This is a genomic window from Aquimarina algiphila, assembly GCF_007489275.1.
In the GTDB taxonomy this organism is placed as follows: Bacteria; Bacteroidota; Bacteroidia; order Flavobacteriales; family Flavobacteriaceae; genus Aquimarina; species Aquimarina algiphila.
In genome coordinates this window covers 14,615-31,153 of record NZ_VLNR01000026.1, presented here as the reverse complement: position 1 = coordinate 31,153, position 16,539 = coordinate 14,615, and the positions used below count along the sequence as shown (strand labels likewise).

The window sequence follows — 16,539 nt, the reverse complement described above, 5'->3', positions numbered from 1 at the left end:
AACTATACGTTTCAGATCACCTCCTGATTTTTATTTTTTTCATGCTTCATCATTATAGTATCATTAATATCATTTCCACATAACATTTTTTCTTCTTCAGGAAGAATTTGCATGTTATCCCATAAACCTGTTTGCAATGTATGTGCATATTCTTTTGGCAGACCTCTGGATAACATTAGTTCATTAGCCGTTTGATTATCATACTCTAAGGTATGATATCGGAAAGAAAAACCATTAAGGTCATCCATAACTGCATACCAAACCCTTGTTTTTCCTTCATTTGCCGGCATACCAATTACCCCAGGATTTAACCAAAGTAATTCTTTATGAATATCATAAAATGGCAATCCACAATGCCCGGCCACTATAATATCACTTTTAACGACATCAAAAGATTGTTGTTTTATTTCCCAAGGAGATGATCTGAATATAAATTCTGAAATATGATCATAGCTCCCATGAACTAAAGTTACCTTTTTACCTGAAAAAACGAACGAGATATGGTTTGGTAATCCTTTCATCCAATCAATAGAATCTTTTGACAATTCTTTTTGAGCAAAAGGATACCACTCTTTAGAGAAGTTATCACACCTGGAACCTACACTAAAATCACAGCCACAATCCAGCGCTCCTGATCGTAATTGTTCTTCTACATTACCAATAATAGATTGTGCTCCCCAACTTATAAAACGATCTACTGTCTCTTCTGGTTGTGCACAATATCCAACTATATCACCGGTACAGAAACAATTTTTGGGAGAGATTCCTTCCTTTTCTGCTATAGTAATCAAACTTTCTAAAGCTTGTAAATTGCTATATACTCCTCCAAACAGTAATACCTTACCTCTTATTTCTCCCAGATTTATCGTTTTTTTATCCATGTTGGTATAAAATATAAAATGAAACAAACTATCAATCCCCAAATATTTACCCATAATAAATCTGCATATTTCCCAGTAGTAAATATGAATTGCTGTGGAAATATATCAAAAACTAATAGTACTCCAAATACTAATCCGCTACCCACAGATAAGAAAAAACTGATTTTAGGGACTTCTTTTTTCCAGCACAAAAATATAGGTGTTAATCCAATCACCATCGTACCACTAATTGTAGTAGCTGATAAAATTTCTGCATTAAGAAATACTGGTATTGTCCCTATAATAGCAACAATGACCATCATCCAACGTCCAAAAGATACTTCCTTTCCTAATTTTAAATCAATAGCTATGAGTTTTGCCGACGATGAAAAAGTAGAATCTAATGTAGAAGCAGCAGATGTAATCATAATAAAATTTACTATCAGGAGTATGAACACTCCAAAAGTCTTACTTACTGCTACGGCAGCTTGTCCTTCAATTCCTTGTTGTTTTGCAAAAACACCTACAACACTAAACAAAATAATACATAATCCACCCAGCACAGTAGCCCATAAAAAACTCTTTAGTGTTGTTTTTGGAGCACTTATAAATCCTCTATCGGTCAATACAGGATCATGAAACGGATAACTAAATGATTGTATGATTGCTGCAAGTAATAAATTTCCCCCTAAAGCCATTGTCCATTCTCCGGATAATGCAACATCCTTAATAGAGAAATCTTTTACCTCGAATATATTCCATAATATAATACATAACAGTATAGAAAATAACCCCATCTGTATCACATCTGTAAAAATACTACTACTCAAGCCTCCTTTTAATGCATAAGCAAGTGTTAATACCGTAAAAACAATGATAGCTAAGTAATAAGATGAGCTTCCTACAGTTCCAAAATAGGATCCTATCACCATTGTATTGGACCACACCTCATTAAACAACCGAAAACCAATTAATACAGAAAAAAGCAATACAGACCCTTGCCCGAAGCGTGATCCTAAAAAGTGATGTATACTTTTAAACCCTCCTTTGGTTCGTAATTGATATATAATGACTCCAGCAATTGCAAATGAGAGATAATACCCTGCGTATGCTACTCCACCAACAATTCCAAAACTCAACCCCAAATTGGCGGCATTCGTAATACTTTTGGCAAAGATCCAGGAAATAACCAGACTTCCTGTTAGCATCCATAATGTAGGTCGCTGCTTTTCGTTCTTACTAGCCTGATAAAACTGTTCCCTTGTTTTTGCTAATGGAGACCACCAGAAAAACAAAAGACTAGAAAGTACAATTAAACTCCATTGCCAAATTTCGATTTCTTTCATCAAACAATCCTTATTTTACTATTGATCCCACCATACCGGAAAATTGATACTATTGTTATCGGTTCTCTCTGCTGCTCTATTATAATTAGTAGTATTAAGCGTAGCTTCTTCTGCCGGATATGGCATTCTTATAGGAATTACTCCATTATTTAAACTAGCAGAAACGTTTTTAAGAACAGGAAAACCCGTTCTGCGATACTCTATCCATCCCTCATAACCATTAATTGTATTGGCTATCCATTTCTGGGTAATAATTTGTTCTAATGCACTGGTACTATTATATGCTGCTGTGGTTGCTAAATAATTTGATGGTAATTCGGTATTCCAATACTCAAAAGCTTGTGCTACTCCTTCTTCATATAATGTCTGTGCATTTTCTGTAATAATTCCTTTTAATGTAGCTTCAGCTAATAAAAAACTAGTTTCCCAGGCTGTCATATAATTGGCATTAAGATCACCTGTGTTTTCTCTAAATACAGTTCCCGCAAGTGAGTAATCAGATAAAGAAATTGTTGTCTGAGAAGCATCAATACCGTTAACCAATCCATTATATGCTATACCGGTTGCATTACCAAATGACCTGAATAATACATTTACACGAGGATCATTTAATCCAGTCAGGACATCTTCTATAGTCTCTGACATCACAAAATTATTAAAATCTCCAGCTCTCAATCTGGCCATTCTAAAATTATTCGGCTCTCCATCGGTAAACTCGAAAATGGCATTTTCTGTATTGGTTTTTATATAATTACCTTCAGTTACGATATCCTGCAGCGTTGTCGCTATATTTTCTTGTGAAGATATTCGTATCAATGCTTTAATTCTTAAAGAATTGGCAAACTTAATCCAATTATCCAAATTTCCATTATATAGAATATCACCTTCCAAAGTAATTACTCCAGAATACATATTGATTGCCTCTATACCTTTTTCCAGATTATCCAAAATTCCTCCTTCAGCCAGATAAATATCTTCTTGCGTATCATAAATTGGTCTTACCACTCCGACATCTCCTGTAAAAGCCTCACTATAAGGTACATCTCCAAAAAGATCTGTTAACGCCATTGTCATGTATGCTTTAAAAATTAAAGCAGGTCCTTCATATACAGCAAAAGTCTCTGATGTTCTCGATTTTCTTATAATGAGTTCATTATCCCGAAGGTTTTTATAAAAAATCGACCAGGGATTCCCTCCCAATTGTGGAGAATTGAGTGCATGACGATCAAATAAATTAAAATCCAATGCTGTTAAATGCTGTCCTAGTAAATTACCTGCAACAAAACCTTCATAAGACATCTGTTCTCCATAATCATAGATTACTTGTCTAAGCAATAAGCTAGGTTGTACATCAACAGGCGCATTAGGATTCGTATTTATATCTTCAAAATCTGAAGTACAGCCAATAAAAAATATGCTGCTCAAAATAATATATATGTATTTTTTCATTCTTTTATTTTTAACAATTCACTACCGTCGTACGATTAGAAATTAACACCTAATTTGAGTCCAAAACTTCTTGATGTAGCATATGATAAATCTTCCACACCGCTAACTAGTCCTTGCCCTTGTACTGCTAACTGTTCTGGATCAAAATGAGGAATATCACTAATCGCAAATAGGTTTTTGCCAACCAGTGAAACCTTAAAATCCGCACTTCCTTTTAAGAAGTTTATCTTATTTTCATCAAGACTAAATGAATATCCGATCTCAAACTGGCGCATTTTTAAATAGGAGGCATCATATACATTATTCTCTTCATGATTACGGTCATAAAACTGGCGATAAAAGCTCTCTGGTGTTACTGCGGTTGTATTTGGCACATATACAGGGTTCTCTGCTGTTCCTGTGTTTACAACTCCTTGAGCAATAATTCCTTCTTCGGGTCTAAAAGCAGTTTCTTCTAATTGGCCTCCAACAGCAGCTAGTGATAAAGTTCTGGAAACAAGCTCTCCTCCTTGACGCCAATCCAATACAAAATCAACATCCCAATTTTTATATGAAAAATGATTCGTCAACCCTACTACAAAATCTGGGTTATAATTCCCAAGTTTTTTTAGCGTGGGATCTGCGATAAAACGCCCTTCAGAAGTCAATACAAAATCCCCATTTTCATTACGAAGATATCCGGTACCATAAAAATCCCCTATACGCCCTCCTTCTTCTACCTGAAACCATACCGTCTGATCAGGGTTATCATATACTCTGGAGTATGCCAAAGTAATTCTGCCATCTTGCTGCGGTAAAGATTCTATAGTCGATACATTTTTGCTAAAATTGACAGTTGTGTTCCATTGCAAATTTTCACTCTTAACGGGTATCGCATCTAATACAATTTCTAAGCCTTTAGATCGCACTTCTCCTCCATTAACTACTTGTTGACTAAATCCCGAAGAAATCGGAATAGGCAAAGAAAGAATTTGATCTTTGGTTAAGGAATTATAGTACGTAACATCTAAGTTCAACCGATCTTTAAAAAAACGAAGATCTGTTCCAAATTCAAAAGAAGTAGTTTTCTCTGGTTTTAGATCTGGGTTTGGAATAAAATCCTGGTTACTAAACGTAGGTTGTGAATTAACAGCTGTCTGAGATACAAATGCTCCAGAAGTTTGATATGGATTGGTATCATTACCTACCTGAGCAGCACTAAACCTTAGTTTGGCAAACGAAATCATTTTTGGTAGTTTAACCACATTACTCAAAATAAAACTTGTAGAAACTGAAGGGTAGAAAAATGAAGTATTATCTGCAGAAAATGGTGTTGCCAGAGCGCTGGACCAATCATTTCTTCCTGTAATATCCAAATACAAATAATCTTTATATCCTATTTTTAACAACCCATACAAGCTATTGATACGTTTCTCGGATTCGAAACCAAAACTTTCTATAGGTGATGCCGCGTTATTAAAACTAAAAATCCCTGGTTGTGCCAATTGTGTAGTCTGCGTCTGGGTTGTTTTGGCTTTTTGATCTAAACGATTTCCTCCTACAGATACATCAATATCAAAGTCTTTTATTTTTTTAGTGTAATTAAACAGGAAATCTGTGTTGATTTCTCTATAAAAAACATCATGTTCTGCATAGGCTCCATTTCTAAAACGATTGGTGCTAAAATTTCTTAGAAACTGTCTATCTTCTTTGGAATAGTCCATTCCTGTACGAATGGTTATATTAAAATTTTTAGTCAATTGCTGTCTTACAGCGATATTCCCAAAAACACGATCCCTATTGAAGCTGTTACGATTTTCAGATAAAATAAAATAAGGGTTATCAAAGAAGGTATAATTAAAAGAGTATTGTTGTACTCCTTCTAAGCCTGGTTGCCAATATTGTTGTAAATTATCTATATTTAAAGACCTTGGACCCCATGCTACCAATGAATAATTCACGTTTTCTGACCCATACCCATTAGATGGCCTATTATCACTACTTGTGTTTACATAATTAATACTAGTCGTTACTTTTGTTTTATCAGTTGGTGAAAAACCTAAGCGAGCTGCAACCGTTTTTCTATCTAAATTAACTCCCGGAATAATAGATTCACTTCTTAAATCTGTAAAAGACAATCGATAATTTCCTTTATCAAAACCTGAAGAAATCGATACATTATTTATCGTTGTTACTCCTGTCTCATAAAAATCCTTCAAATTATCTGGATTAGACACAAAAGGCGTTGCTGTAATTGGTATCCCGTTATATAATGAGGTATCACCCCCGCGAACTATAGTACCATCTGCCAAAGTAACCGGGCTATCAAACTGTGGAATCAACGTTCCCTGATTTAATCTTGGTCCCCAACTATAAGTGATGTTATCATTAATTCCACCCCCTAATCCATCAACAAATTCGAATTGCCCCGAATTACCTTGCCCATATTCATTCTGAAATTGAGGTAATTGAAAAGCAGTATCTATAAATATACTAGAGTTAATACTAATTCCTAAACCCTTACTTTTAGAACCATCTTTGGTATTAATAATAATAACTCCATTAGAGGCTCTGGTACCATATAACGCTGCAGCACTTGGCCCCTTGAGTACCGATACTGAAGCAATATCATCTGGATTTACTTCCATCGCTCCATTACCAAAATCAACTTCTTGAAAACCAGCTGCCGCTTCATTAGTGAAATTAAAGACTGTATTATTATTAATAGGTGTACCATCAACAATAAATAAGGGGTTATTATTGGTAAACGATTGCTCTCCCCTAATTATAATTTTAGAAGAAGAACCTACTCCTGTTGCTCCTCCAGGAGTAATGGTAACTCCTGCTATTTTACCTGCCAAATTATCCAAAAAATTAACTGATTTTACCTCAGCTATAGCAGAAGGTCCAATACTCTGTATCGCATAGCCTAATTCCTTTGCTTCTCTTTCCCTGTTAAGAGCTGTTACAACTACTTCTTCCAAACCTGTAGAACCTTCTTCTAGAATCAAATTAATCGTAGATTGATTTCCAACAAAAACTTCTTTAGTTTTAAATCCTAAAGATGAAAATATAAGGATAACATTCTGGTCATTAATCTCGATAGTATAGTTACCATCAATATCAGAAGTTGTTCCCTGATTAGTATTTTTAATTACAATATTTACAAATGGTAAAGATGTACCATCGATAGAAGAGGTCACTGTACCTGTAACCGAATTTTGGGCATAACTACATGATATCAAACATAGTGTAAGCCCTAATAAAAAGTGTTTCATCAAGCTTAATAATAATATAAATAGTGAAAAATTTAATTTAGGATTTACTAAATCAAACTTGGCGAACCTTTATTAAAATGTAACGTAGTTACGACTTTGGAAATAAAGACATCCTGAAATCGAATTTCCTGAAAAGAAGTTTTAAAAATTGTCAGCAGAATATTCTTAAATATTGATGACAAATTTCTTATATCTCTTAAAAATTGTTTTAAATCCTTTAGATTATCAATGTCCTTAAGGTATTTCAAGAAGTGAACCGTTAATCCAAGCTTTAAAATCTTATTGATAAATGTTTTAGCTAGTGTATTCGTTTGCCAAGGTAATTCTAGAAATTGTAGCTTATTAAAAGATTTTCTATGAAGCCCCATTAAATAGACCCCTCCATCCATAGATGGACCAATAACAGCATCATTATGGGATAGTTTTTTACTAGCCTCAATAATATGAGAAACTTTTAAATTAGGACTGTCATTACCGAGTGTAATGATTTTTTCATATCCTTTATTAAAAAGATCTTCAATTGCATTTGCAAAACGTTCTGCAAAATTATTACCCAACTGATCTTTTTCTGAATAAAGAAAGAAAGGTAAATTGGTTTTACGAACTTTCTTAAGTGTTTGAGAATTAAAATAATTAAATAAACCTTTCCCTTTAGGAATGCATTTATGTTTTAATTCTTCTTCTGAAGAATTAGCAAATATGAGAACCGCTATTTGCTCATGTTGGTCTATCAATTCATTATAAAAATTAGATGAGTAAACTATTTAGTCGTATTAAAAAAAGTGCATTACAAAAAATAATCTTTTTGTAATTTATTTTTTATTAAAAACTCAATATCAACACATTAAAATCCAAATTAGTTAAAAAATTTAATACGATAATAAAACATCCCTTTCTCAAACTTGTGTTATTTGATGTAATTCGCTTACTATAAGATTAATAATTGATTATCTCAATACTTCCCGGGGTTTTTTAACACATTTCTTTCTTACAAAAGAATTCTAAAAACCCCATCTCGGTCCCCTAAATTAGATTAAGTTCTAATGACAAAGTAATTCTTAATCACATTCTTGTAATTATAGACTGATATCAACGACTACTTTTTATAAAGCATTGAATTTTAAATTTTAAAGCATGCGGGAATAAGATTATTTTAAACCTCTTTTTTTAAAAAAAAGAATAAATAATATACGGGAAACCGTAAAAATATAAAACCTTCTTACTATATTGTGCCTGTAGGAATATAAAAAACATTAGTTCTGTAAGAATTTACACACGTACTTAACGATAAATCATTCAAAAGCACTGAAGTGCTTTTGAATGATTTGTTATTATAAAAATACCATTATAATGGTTGGTTTTATTAGATCAATCGTTATTCAGACCCTGCTTTTGTTGGCTCGCCAAAGTTTTACAATTGCGGGGTTGTTATTTTTATAATAGTCAGTTTTTCTATTCAATTTCGAGAGTTCTGTAAAGCTATTATTAATCCCTAGCAATTTATTACGGATTTCCATAACATTTGTGTATTTAACACAATTTTGATGCAAATCAGCAGGAGTTAACAATTAGGGAGAGAATGAATTTGCATGACCTTATACTTTCTCTATGTATGTGATCACGATTATTTTTAACTAAAAAATGAATTTCTATACTATTTTATTCGATCAAACTCTTGCAGGGAATGCAACGTATAATAATCTACGTCTATTTGAGATATGAATATTTGGTAAAAAAAGATTCCGGATCAAGTCCGGAATACCACAAGAAAGTACTTTTATCTAATTACAATAGACCTTGATGTCTAGAAGAAAGGAAAGAAGGTATAATGTATTTGATTTATTTCTAAATTTCAATTTATAACAATCCTAAATCTTTAGTCATTGCAACCAGGTGAATCGCATTTTTAGCTTTAAAATTGAATTTTAATTTATTAAGTCTTTTTTCTATAGAACTAATACTGCTTGGAGAAATATGATTCTTTTTAAAATAATCTCCTATTTCGTCCTGGGTTAACCCATCAGATAAATGTTTAAGTAATAAAATATCATAGTCCATGAGTTCAAAAACATTGTTTTTACTCATAGAACTTTCTAATTGTGGAGATAAGTATGCATTCCCATTATATACCTCGGTAACCGATTGCACCAATTCATTTAATCCATACCTCCCTTTACATACATATCCATTAATCGCCTGATCAGCAAAAAACGATTTGATCTTACCAGGTCTGTCTTCCATAGAATATATGATAACCCGTATATCGGGTTGTATAGCACGTACCGCCTCTACAAGCTCAATACCTGATTTTAATTTACGTTCTCTATGACTCTCTTTAAAAGAAAGGTCAGTGATCAACAAATCAAAAGGTTTGCCGTCACTTATAGCTCTTCTCACCTTTAGGTGTGCATCATCACAATATTGTGCCTGATCTATTTCATTAATGCCAGTTCTTTCATGAAGAATCTGTGCTATACCGTGATTAATACTACCAAGGTCTTCTGTTACTAAAACTTTCTTGAACATAAGTGTTATTATTATAATTAATTTGGGAAACTAATCCTGGCTCTAAAGCCTTTTCCTTTTTCTGAATCAAAGATAAACGATCCTCCGATGGTTTTTATACGGTTTTCCGCATTTCGGAGTCCGTTACTATGTATTATTTCATTTTCTGACACTCCAATTCCGTTGTCAGCATATGTAATTCCTACGTTTTTCAGTGTTTTCTTAAATGTCACCGCAACCAGCCCTGCTTCACTATGTTTTTTCATATTGATCATTAATTCCTGCAAAGTTCGATGCACAATGATCTTTTTTTCGGGGTCTACCGATTCCCAATTGACATCCTCGATGTCTTTTATAATGATTTTGGTCTCATTAGAACTATACCCACTCAACATATTGGTGAGCTCTGCAGCATAGTTTTCTCCCGTCGTAAAGCTATTATGTTCTCTAGAGATATCCCGGGTCGTATTATAGATCTCTTCTAATTTATCTAATACATCAGGACTATTTTGTTCATTTTGTATCTGCACCATTACATTATATACATCATTGGCCAGCTCGTCATGTAATTTTTTAGAGATACGGGTTTCTGCATCATATACTTCTCGTATTTTCTCTCGTTTATACCGTTGTTGTAATAAATAAAACACAAAACCACCTGATAATGCAAGAATAACCGTACCTAAAAGATACATAATTTTCTGAGAACGTTGTCTGGCCGTTTCAGATTCTTGTTGCGCTTTTTGTGCATCTAAAACCAGAATTTTATTCGCAAGTTTATCGTTTTCATAACGCGTAACTGCATAAATTTCTCTGTTATTTTGATTAGCTTCTTCTAGTTCCTTATGGATCCGACTATACACCTTCGCTTCTTCATTGGTATTTTCTTTAAATTTAAATACAAAATCAAGAGCCTCAAGAATTGAAGTTAAAGTACGATGCCCTTTAGCATTTTGATAAGCCCCTTCAGCATACTCTGATGCTTTAATTTTATCATTCTTAAAATAATACTTAGTTAAATGAATATTACTTGCAATCAATCCTTGAATATCATTAATTTCTTCGCGTATCTTTTTCGCATTAAGGAGTAATTGTTCTGAATTTTCATTTTTTTCGTCTTCCAACCATTGTATATAGCCAAGATTGTCAATAACTCTAGCATACTCCCAACGATCATTTTGTACTACAGGATCTGATACTAATTCTTTTAAAATAGTCAGCGCTTTTTGATATTTTCCTTGCTTTGCTAGTATGTTAGCTTTGGTATTTCTAAAAACCAAAATATTTTTAATGCCAATTCTTTTTGCAGACAGACTATCTTTACCAAGAGATAATGCTAAGTCATTATATCGAAACGCTTCTTCATATTTTTTCTGTTCTATATGAGCTACTGAAATAATATGATATAACCCTCCTAAATTTCTTAAATCAGTAGTTTTTTCTAAATAGACAACCCCATCAACCGCCGTTGTTTTACTTCCAGAATAATCTCCTAAAGAAGCCTGAATATTGGCCATCTGTAATAAACTTCTACCCATGTTAATACTGTCTTTAGAAATTTTAGAGATTTTAAATCCTTCATTATAGTATTTGAAAGATTCTGCTAATTCACTATTTTTCTTATTATAGAACCCTAGTTTAGTCAATGCATTTGTAATAAAAAAAGTGTCTTTATTTTGTCTCGCTAAATCATATAATTCGTGGGAATATATAATAGCGCTGTCAAACTGTTTACTTTTACTAAGTAGCCATGTCTTCTGCCTCAACCCTTTATAAACCAAAGAATCTTGTTGAGATAATTTTGCTCCTTTTAAGAAAGAACTAACATGATACAATCGTTGTGATAGAGATAAAGAGTCTACATTACTCAATGTATAGTGTTGAGTAATATTATCTAATTGTTTTTGAGATAGCGAAGTCTGTTCTTTTGATTGACCATAAGTTAATGAGATGGTACACAAGATAAGTACCCTCATTATAGTATGAAGAAGAAAATCGACGCGCCAAAGTTTCATACCTCTAAGGTACTAAATTAAATCCGGTGTATATAGCCTAAAATAACTACATACACCGGATTTAATAACTTTTAAGACTTTCTCTATTATTGGCCGCCTCCTGCGTCCTCAGAATCAACTTGTCCATTCTCTCCGTTGGTAGCAACTAGCTCAGCAGAGATATCTTCATCATTGGCTACACTATCGGCAGTACAAGAGGTTAAATTAGCAGTTATAAAAAGTGCAATAAGTAGGTAAGTAATCGTTTTCATAATTTTTGGGTTTTATTTTCGATTTAAAAAAAGTGGTTGCCGTCCGGATATTTATCCAGATACTTGTTTTGGGTTGTCAGCAACCGTTAATACTTGGGTATTTGTTAATTTTTTAACATAAAAAGAGCCTGCGCAGTGGTGTTTTTCCTCTTTTCATGTAAGTTTTTACCATAGAATTACGGGTTACCGTAAAAACTAAAGCCGTACATTTACTATGTTAGCAATATGAAACCGGAGTCATTTTGTTGATGTGAATTTATAAAGAACCCAAATCTGGATTCACATCCCATTCCAAGGATTCCAAAGATTCCTTGGAATACCAGAAGATTCCTTTAAAAACCTATTTATATCTATGAGAATGAAAACAAGTATGTCCTACAAGAATGAAATTCTTGACCAGTACAACAGGGAAAAAGGTGGAGACATGAGTAGTTATCTTTTAAAGCCTACTCGAAAACAAATTAAAGAAGCGTGTATATGGTTGCTCGACAAAAGAAAAGGAAAGTATGACGAGCAGATCTTAAATCGTTTTTTTAAATTTAAAGATGGAGAAGATAAGCTTCAAGCCATCGAGAATATGAAGGGTGACAAGTTTAAGCCCATTGTAAATTTTTTAATAGGAGAAACAAAGTCCACCACTCCTGCCAACATGGAGTTGATTAGCTGGCTTATTGATTTTGAACAAAGGCCACTATCGGTTTACCTACGACCTAATGCCAAAAGTTCGTCTAAAGATGAAATCAAATTACCTGAAGTAAGTAAACCAAAAATTAATCCTGTATACCGGGATAAAGAAATCGATCTGATTAATATCGTACCTGAAACCAAGGTGATCGAAAAAACAGATAAAAGTATTACCATTATTTCTCAAATCAATCCTACTTTAAAGATTACAACCATTGTGTCTTTATAATTTGAAAAATATGATAAAATCAAAAACAGGGCTGCATAAAAAATATCTTAAGGAATACACTGTTATATCAAAACGTATTGGAATACTCGACATAACAGCTAAGAACATTTTTTAGACAGCTTTTGCATTTGATCTTTTATTTTGTTCATTAAAAAACCTCCCAGAAATACTATTACGTTTAGTATACCCTTGGGAGGTTTTTTGAATATAGTATCTTTCTCAACTTATTTTTATACCACCCATTCATTGTTAATGTATAATTTAAAAAATATTAGAATTTCGTAGTACCTTTACCTATAGAAAAAATTACCAATGATTACTGTAGAGAAAGCCCTTCAATTAGCCCAAAAAAATATTCAAAAAACAACTATAACTTCTGATATTCTCATATCAAAATCACTTGGATATGTCCTTGCAGAAGATATTCTTTCTCCGATTCATATGCCCCCATTTCGACAATCTGCAATGGACGGATATGCATTAGGCTCTATAGACGAAAAAACCTTTACGCTTATAGGTGAAGTTAAGGCTGGAGATGATACCGATCCAAAACTAGAACAAGGAGAAGCGATTAGAATTTTTACAGGAGCTCCAGTACCTTCGCAAGCTCAAGCAGTGATTATGCAAGAAAAAGTAACTGTTCAAAATAATCAGGTTATACTAAGCGAACATGTCGTTTCTAATGCGAATATTCGTCCTTTTGGCGAACAAATCAAAAAAGATGACATCGCACTAGCAAAAGGAACCTTAATGACGGCTGCGGCTATTGGATATTTAGCTAGTTTAGGAATTACTCATATTCCTGTGTACCAAAAACCTTCGATCGCAATTATTGCAACAGGAAATGAATTAATACCTCCGGGACAAGAACTAAAATACGGTCAAATCTATGAGAGTAATTCAATTATGTTATCCAGCGCACTCAACAAAGCTGGATTTACAGATATATCATATTATAAAATAGAAGATGAATATGATCTTACGCTTTCTATTTTAGAGACTGTTATTGACCAATATGATGTGGTATTGATTTCTGGAGGAATATCGGTAGGGGATTATGATTTTGTTGGCAAAGCATTACAAGCCCTGGATGTCGAAGAGATATTTTATAAAGTAAAGCAAAAACCAGGGAAACCACTTTACTTTGCTAAAAAACAAAACACAACTATCTTTGCATTACCAGGTAATCCAGCCTCTTCTCTAAGTTGTTTTTATATTTATGTACTTCCTTCTTTATTAAAAATCGCAGGGTATGAAAACCATAACTTAACCCGAAATACTGCTATTTCTGCTAGTCATTATCAAAAAAAAGGGCAACGAGCAGAATTTCTAAAGGCCCTAATAGATGGTAATAAAGTAACCATTCTAGATGGGCAAGCATCTTCTATGCTTAGATCGTTTGCATTAGCCAATGCAATAGTATACCTTCCTGAAGAAGTAACCGAAGTAAACATTGGAGATACTGTTACCGTGATAAATCTGCCATAAAAACACACTCTTCACTAGAGAATTATAAAAAAACAGATCGAAAAATCATTATTTGCTAAAATTCTGATAAAGAAAAATCTATCCAGAAAAATCGTTGTATCTTTGAAAACCAAACGCTAGTAAACATGAATTATGGATTACAAAATAAAGAGTAGGATTTGGATCGAATCAGAGAACGGTGTTTTTCTTGGTGAAGGAAGAGTAAAATTATTAAAAGCTATCAATCAAACAGGTTCTTTGAGTAAGGCAGCAAGTAGTTTGGAAATGTCTTATAAGAAAGCCTGGAATTTATTGGATAGTATGAATAAGGCTACCAAGGAGCCTTTAGTTATTACTTCTACAGGTGGAAAAGGCGGTGGTGGTGCTCATTTAACTCCATACGGAGAAAAGATGATTCAAACATTTGATACCATTAATCAAAAATGTTGGGAGTTTCTTGATCAACAATCAAAAGAAATAACACTATAATTTAAAAAAAGGAGAACTTTTTCTAGAAATTAGATTTATGCATTAAGGTATTGGTATTGATGAATAAAGAAAAAGACATAACGGGAATTATTCTAGCGGGCGGAAAAAGCTCGAGAATGGGACGTGAAAAAGGCCTGATTCTTTTACAAAACAAACCTTTTATACAACATATTATCGATGCAGTACAACCATTAGTAACTGAGCTCATCATTGTAAGTAGTAACCCTGATTATGATACATTCAATATAAAAAGAATTGAAGATATCGTACCTGAATCAGGACCAATAGCAGGAATTCATGCAGGATTACTGCATTCAAAAACAAAGAATAATCTTGTTATAAGTTGTGATGTCCCATTAATTAATACTGGGGTTTTACAACAACTTTTAGAATATAGAACCGAGAACTATGATATTGTTCAGTTCGAAAGCAAAGGAAAAACAATTCCCTTAATTGCTTTATATAAAAAACAATGTGCAGAAAAATGTTTTGAATTATTAAAAAACGGAGAGCGACGTTTACGTAAACTGGTTTTAGCAATGCGTACAAAAACAATCACGGTTTCTGAAAAAGAAGAAGCATTGGTTATAAATTTAAATACTATTGAAGATTTAAAAACAATTACAGATGCAATTGACTATTAAATATTTTGGTATGCTGGCAGAGGCCACTTCTATTAATGAAGAAGAGGTCCAAACTGAAGTATGTTCGGTATCTCAATTAGTAGAGAAACTAAAACATCAACATCCCAAATTAAGCGATAAGAATTTTAAAATAGCTGTAGATCAAAAATTAGTAGATCAAAATTATATGATCGACTCTAAGGCAGAAATAGCTTTATTACCTCCTTTTGCAGGAGGATGATAGAATAAAAACTATTAACATAATACAAATGAATTTCAACCCCAGATATCATAGACAAGTCATCTTACCAGAGATAGGCACTTCTGGTCAGGAAAAACTTAACGCTGCCAAAGTATTAGTTATTGGCGCTGGAGGTTTAGGCTGTCCGGTTCTACAATACCTTACTGCAGCAGGAATCGGCACCATAGGCATTATCGATTTCGATACGGTAGACATCTCTAATTTACATCGCCAGATTTTGTATGGAAATAGTTCTTTAGGAATGAATAAATCATTAGCTGCAAAACATCGTCTTGAAGATCTCAATCCAGATATTACCATCAACGCATATCCAGAAAAACTAACTACAAAAAATGCAGTTTCTCTTTTTTCTGAATATGATATTATTGTAGATGGCACTGATAATTTTTCTACTCGATATCTAGTAAATGATGCCTGTCTAATTGCTAAAAAGCCTCTGGTATACGGAGCTATTTTTAAGTTTGAAGGGCAAGTTTCTGTGTTTAATTATCAAGAGGGACCTACGTATCGCTGTTTATTTCCAGAACCTCCAAAGGCAGGAAGTGTACCTTCTTGTTCAGAAATAGGTGTTTTAGGAGTACTACCCGGTATCATAGGAAGCATGCAAGCAAATGAAACATTAAAAATTATTCTACATTTAGGCAATATCCTTAACGGGATATTATTTACCTATGATTGTTTGACAGCACAATCTTCTTCTTTTAGTATTCCCAGAGTTGAGTCTGAAGTCTCTAAGGTAATTGCCAATGCTAAAAACTTTGAAACTACAGATTATGATGTATTCTGCGGAATATCAAAAATATCAGAGATAGACGCTAGAGATGCTTTTGAGATGAATAATATACTATTCATTGATGTACGCGAACCCCATGAACAACCAAAAATAGACAATTTAAACCCTGATTATGTTCCATTAGGTCAGCTTCAACAATACATCAATAAAATAGATAAAGAGCAAGAAATCATTGTGTTTTGTCAATCAGGTATTCGAAGTAAAAAAGCAGTAGAAATTCTTCTGGAACACGATTTTAAAAATGTTTCTCATGTTAAAGGAGGAGCAATGGCACTTTATGAATTTCAAACCATAAAAGAAGTATAGAAA

14 protein-coding genes are annotated in these 16,539 nt (G+C 33.2%); 6 read left to right on the top strand and 8 right to left on the bottom strand.

Annotated features, from left to right (window positions below):
- Positions 1-11: 11 nt before the first annotated feature.
- The 8 genes from FOF46_RS13635 to FOF46_RS31555 all read right to left on the bottom strand — a co-directional run bounded on the left by FOF46_RS13635 (position 12) and on the right by FOF46_RS31555 (position 11,683).
- The gene (locus FOF46_RS13635; RefSeq protein WP_143916802.1) at positions 12-881 is read right to left on the bottom strand and encodes a metallophosphoesterase family protein; all 870 of its coding nucleotides are present in this window, start codon (positions 879-881) and stop codon (positions 12-14) included.
- On the bottom strand, positions 863-2,206 hold the full coding sequence (locus FOF46_RS13630; protein WP_143916801.1) for a sodium:solute symporter family transporter: 1,344 nt from the start codon (positions 2,204-2,206) through the stop codon (positions 863-865). The genes FOF46_RS13635 and FOF46_RS13630 overlap by 19 nt, the downstream gene beginning before the upstream one ends.
- Positions 2,207-2,224: 18 nt before the next feature.
- On the bottom strand, positions 2,225-3,655 hold the full coding sequence (locus FOF46_RS13625; protein ID WP_143916800.1) for a SusD/RagB family nutrient-binding outer membrane lipoprotein: 1,431 nt from the start codon (positions 3,653-3,655) through the stop codon (positions 2,225-2,227).
- 35 nt (positions 3,656-3,690) lie between these two features.
- Positions 3,691-6,912: a SusC/RagA family TonB-linked outer membrane protein gene (locus FOF46_RS13620; protein WP_143916799.1), complete on the bottom strand. Its 3,222-nt coding sequence runs from the start codon at positions 6,910-6,912 to the stop codon at positions 3,691-3,693.
- Positions 6,913-6,959: 47 nt separating this feature from the next.
- The gene (locus FOF46_RS13615) at positions 6,960-7,646 is read right to left on the bottom strand and encodes a TIGR04282 family arsenosugar biosynthesis glycosyltransferase (RefSeq protein WP_167571833.1); all 687 of its coding nucleotides are present in this window, start codon (positions 7,644-7,646) and stop codon (positions 6,960-6,962) included.
- 1,123 nt (positions 7,647-8,769) lie between these two features.
- A complete protein-coding gene (locus FOF46_RS13610) occupies positions 8,770-9,438 on the bottom strand; it encodes a response regulator (protein ID WP_109434271.1) in 669 nt (222 codons plus the stop codon).
- Between the two features lie 17 nt (positions 9,439-9,455).
- Positions 9,456-11,432, bottom strand: coding sequence for a tetratricopeptide repeat protein (locus tag FOF46_RS13605; protein WP_143916797.1), 1,977 nt, complete (start codon positions 11,430-11,432; stop codon positions 9,456-9,458).
- An 86-nt stretch (positions 11,433-11,518) separates the two neighbouring features.
- A complete protein-coding gene (locus FOF46_RS31555) occupies positions 11,519-11,683 on the bottom strand; it encodes a hypothetical protein (RefSeq protein ID WP_167571831.1) in 165 nt (54 codons plus the stop codon).
- Positions 11,684-12,041: 358 nt separating this feature from the next.
- Between FOF46_RS31555 and FOF46_RS13600 the strand changes: the two genes are divergently transcribed.
- The 6 genes from FOF46_RS13600 (at position 12,042) to moeB (ending at position 16,536) form a co-directional block, all read left to right on the top strand.
- Positions 12,042-12,596 carry a hypothetical protein gene (locus FOF46_RS13600; RefSeq protein WP_109434273.1) on the top strand — a complete coding sequence of 185 codons (555 nt, stop codon included), beginning with the start codon at positions 12,042-12,044 and terminating at the stop codon, positions 12,594-12,596.
- A gap of 312 nt (positions 12,597-12,908) precedes the next feature.
- Entirely contained in the window at positions 12,909-14,084 is a 1,176-nt protein-coding gene (locus FOF46_RS13595) for a molybdopterin molybdotransferase MoeA (RefSeq protein ID WP_143916796.1), read from the top strand.
- Between the two features lie 132 nt (positions 14,085-14,216).
- A complete protein-coding gene (locus tag FOF46_RS13590; RefSeq protein ID WP_143916795.1) occupies positions 14,217-14,552 on the top strand; it encodes a winged helix-turn-helix domain-containing protein in 336 nt (111 codons plus the stop codon).
- Positions 14,553-14,611: 59 nt separating this feature from the next.
- Entirely contained in the window at positions 14,612-15,196 is a 585-nt protein-coding gene (mobA, locus tag FOF46_RS13585) for a molybdenum cofactor guanylyltransferase (protein WP_143916794.1), read from the top strand.
- Positions 15,180-15,416, top strand: coding sequence for a MoaD/ThiS family protein (locus FOF46_RS13580; RefSeq protein WP_109434277.1), 237 nt, complete (start codon positions 15,180-15,182; stop codon positions 15,414-15,416). The genes mobA and FOF46_RS13580 overlap by 17 nt, the downstream gene beginning before the upstream one ends.
- A gap of 28 nt (positions 15,417-15,444) precedes the next feature.
- A complete protein-coding gene (gene moeB / locus FOF46_RS13575; RefSeq protein ID WP_143916793.1) occupies positions 15,445-16,536 on the top strand; it encodes a HesA/MoeB/ThiF family protein in 1,092 nt (363 codons plus the stop codon).
- Positions 16,537-16,539: the final 3 nt, after the last annotated feature.

What these genes read in the sequence shown, in the direction of transcription:
- FOF46_RS13635 (WP_143916802.1), bottom strand. Translation starts at nt 881, where the DNA reads ATGGATAAAAAAACGATAAATCTGGGAGAAATAAGAGGTAAGGTATTA.
- FOF46_RS13630 (WP_143916801.1), bottom strand. Translation starts at nt 2,206, where the DNA reads ATGAAAGAAATCGAAATTTGGCAATGGAGTTTAATTGTACTTTCTAGT.
- FOF46_RS13625 (WP_143916800.1), bottom strand. Translation starts at nt 3,655, where the DNA reads ATGAAAAAATACATATATATTATTTTGAGCAGCATATTTTTTATTGGC.
- FOF46_RS13620 (WP_143916799.1), bottom strand. Translation starts at nt 6,912, where the DNA reads ATGAAACACTTTTTATTAGGGCTTACACTATGTTTGATATCATGTAGT.
- FOF46_RS13610 (WP_109434271.1), bottom strand. Translation starts at nt 9,438, where the DNA reads ATGTTCAAGAAAGTTTTAGTAACAGAAGACCTTGGTAGTATTAATCAC.
- FOF46_RS13605 (WP_143916797.1), bottom strand. Translation starts at nt 11,432, where the DNA reads ATGAAACTTTGGCGCGTCGATTTTCTTCTTCATACTATAATGAGGGTA.
- FOF46_RS31555 (WP_167571831.1), bottom strand. Translation starts at nt 11,683, where the DNA reads ATGAAAACGATTACTTACCTACTTATTGCACTTTTTATAACTGCTAAT.
- FOF46_RS13600 (WP_109434273.1), top strand. Translation starts at nt 12,042, where the DNA reads ATGAAAACAAGTATGTCCTACAAGAATGAAATTCTTGACCAGTACAAC.
- FOF46_RS13595 (WP_143916796.1), top strand. Translation starts at nt 12,909, where the DNA reads ATGATTACTGTAGAGAAAGCCCTTCAATTAGCCCAAAAAAATATTCAA.
- FOF46_RS13590 (WP_143916795.1), top strand. Translation starts at nt 14,217, where the DNA reads ATGGATTACAAAATAAAGAGTAGGATTTGGATCGAATCAGAGAACGGT.
- mobA (WP_143916794.1), top strand. Translation starts at nt 14,612, where the DNA reads ATGAATAAAGAAAAAGACATAACGGGAATTATTCTAGCGGGCGGAAAA.
- FOF46_RS13580 (WP_109434277.1), top strand. Translation starts at nt 15,180, where the DNA reads ATGCAATTGACTATTAAATATTTTGGTATGCTGGCAGAGGCCACTTCT.
- moeB (WP_143916793.1), top strand. Translation starts at nt 15,445, where the DNA reads ATGAATTTCAACCCCAGATATCATAGACAAGTCATCTTACCAGAGATA.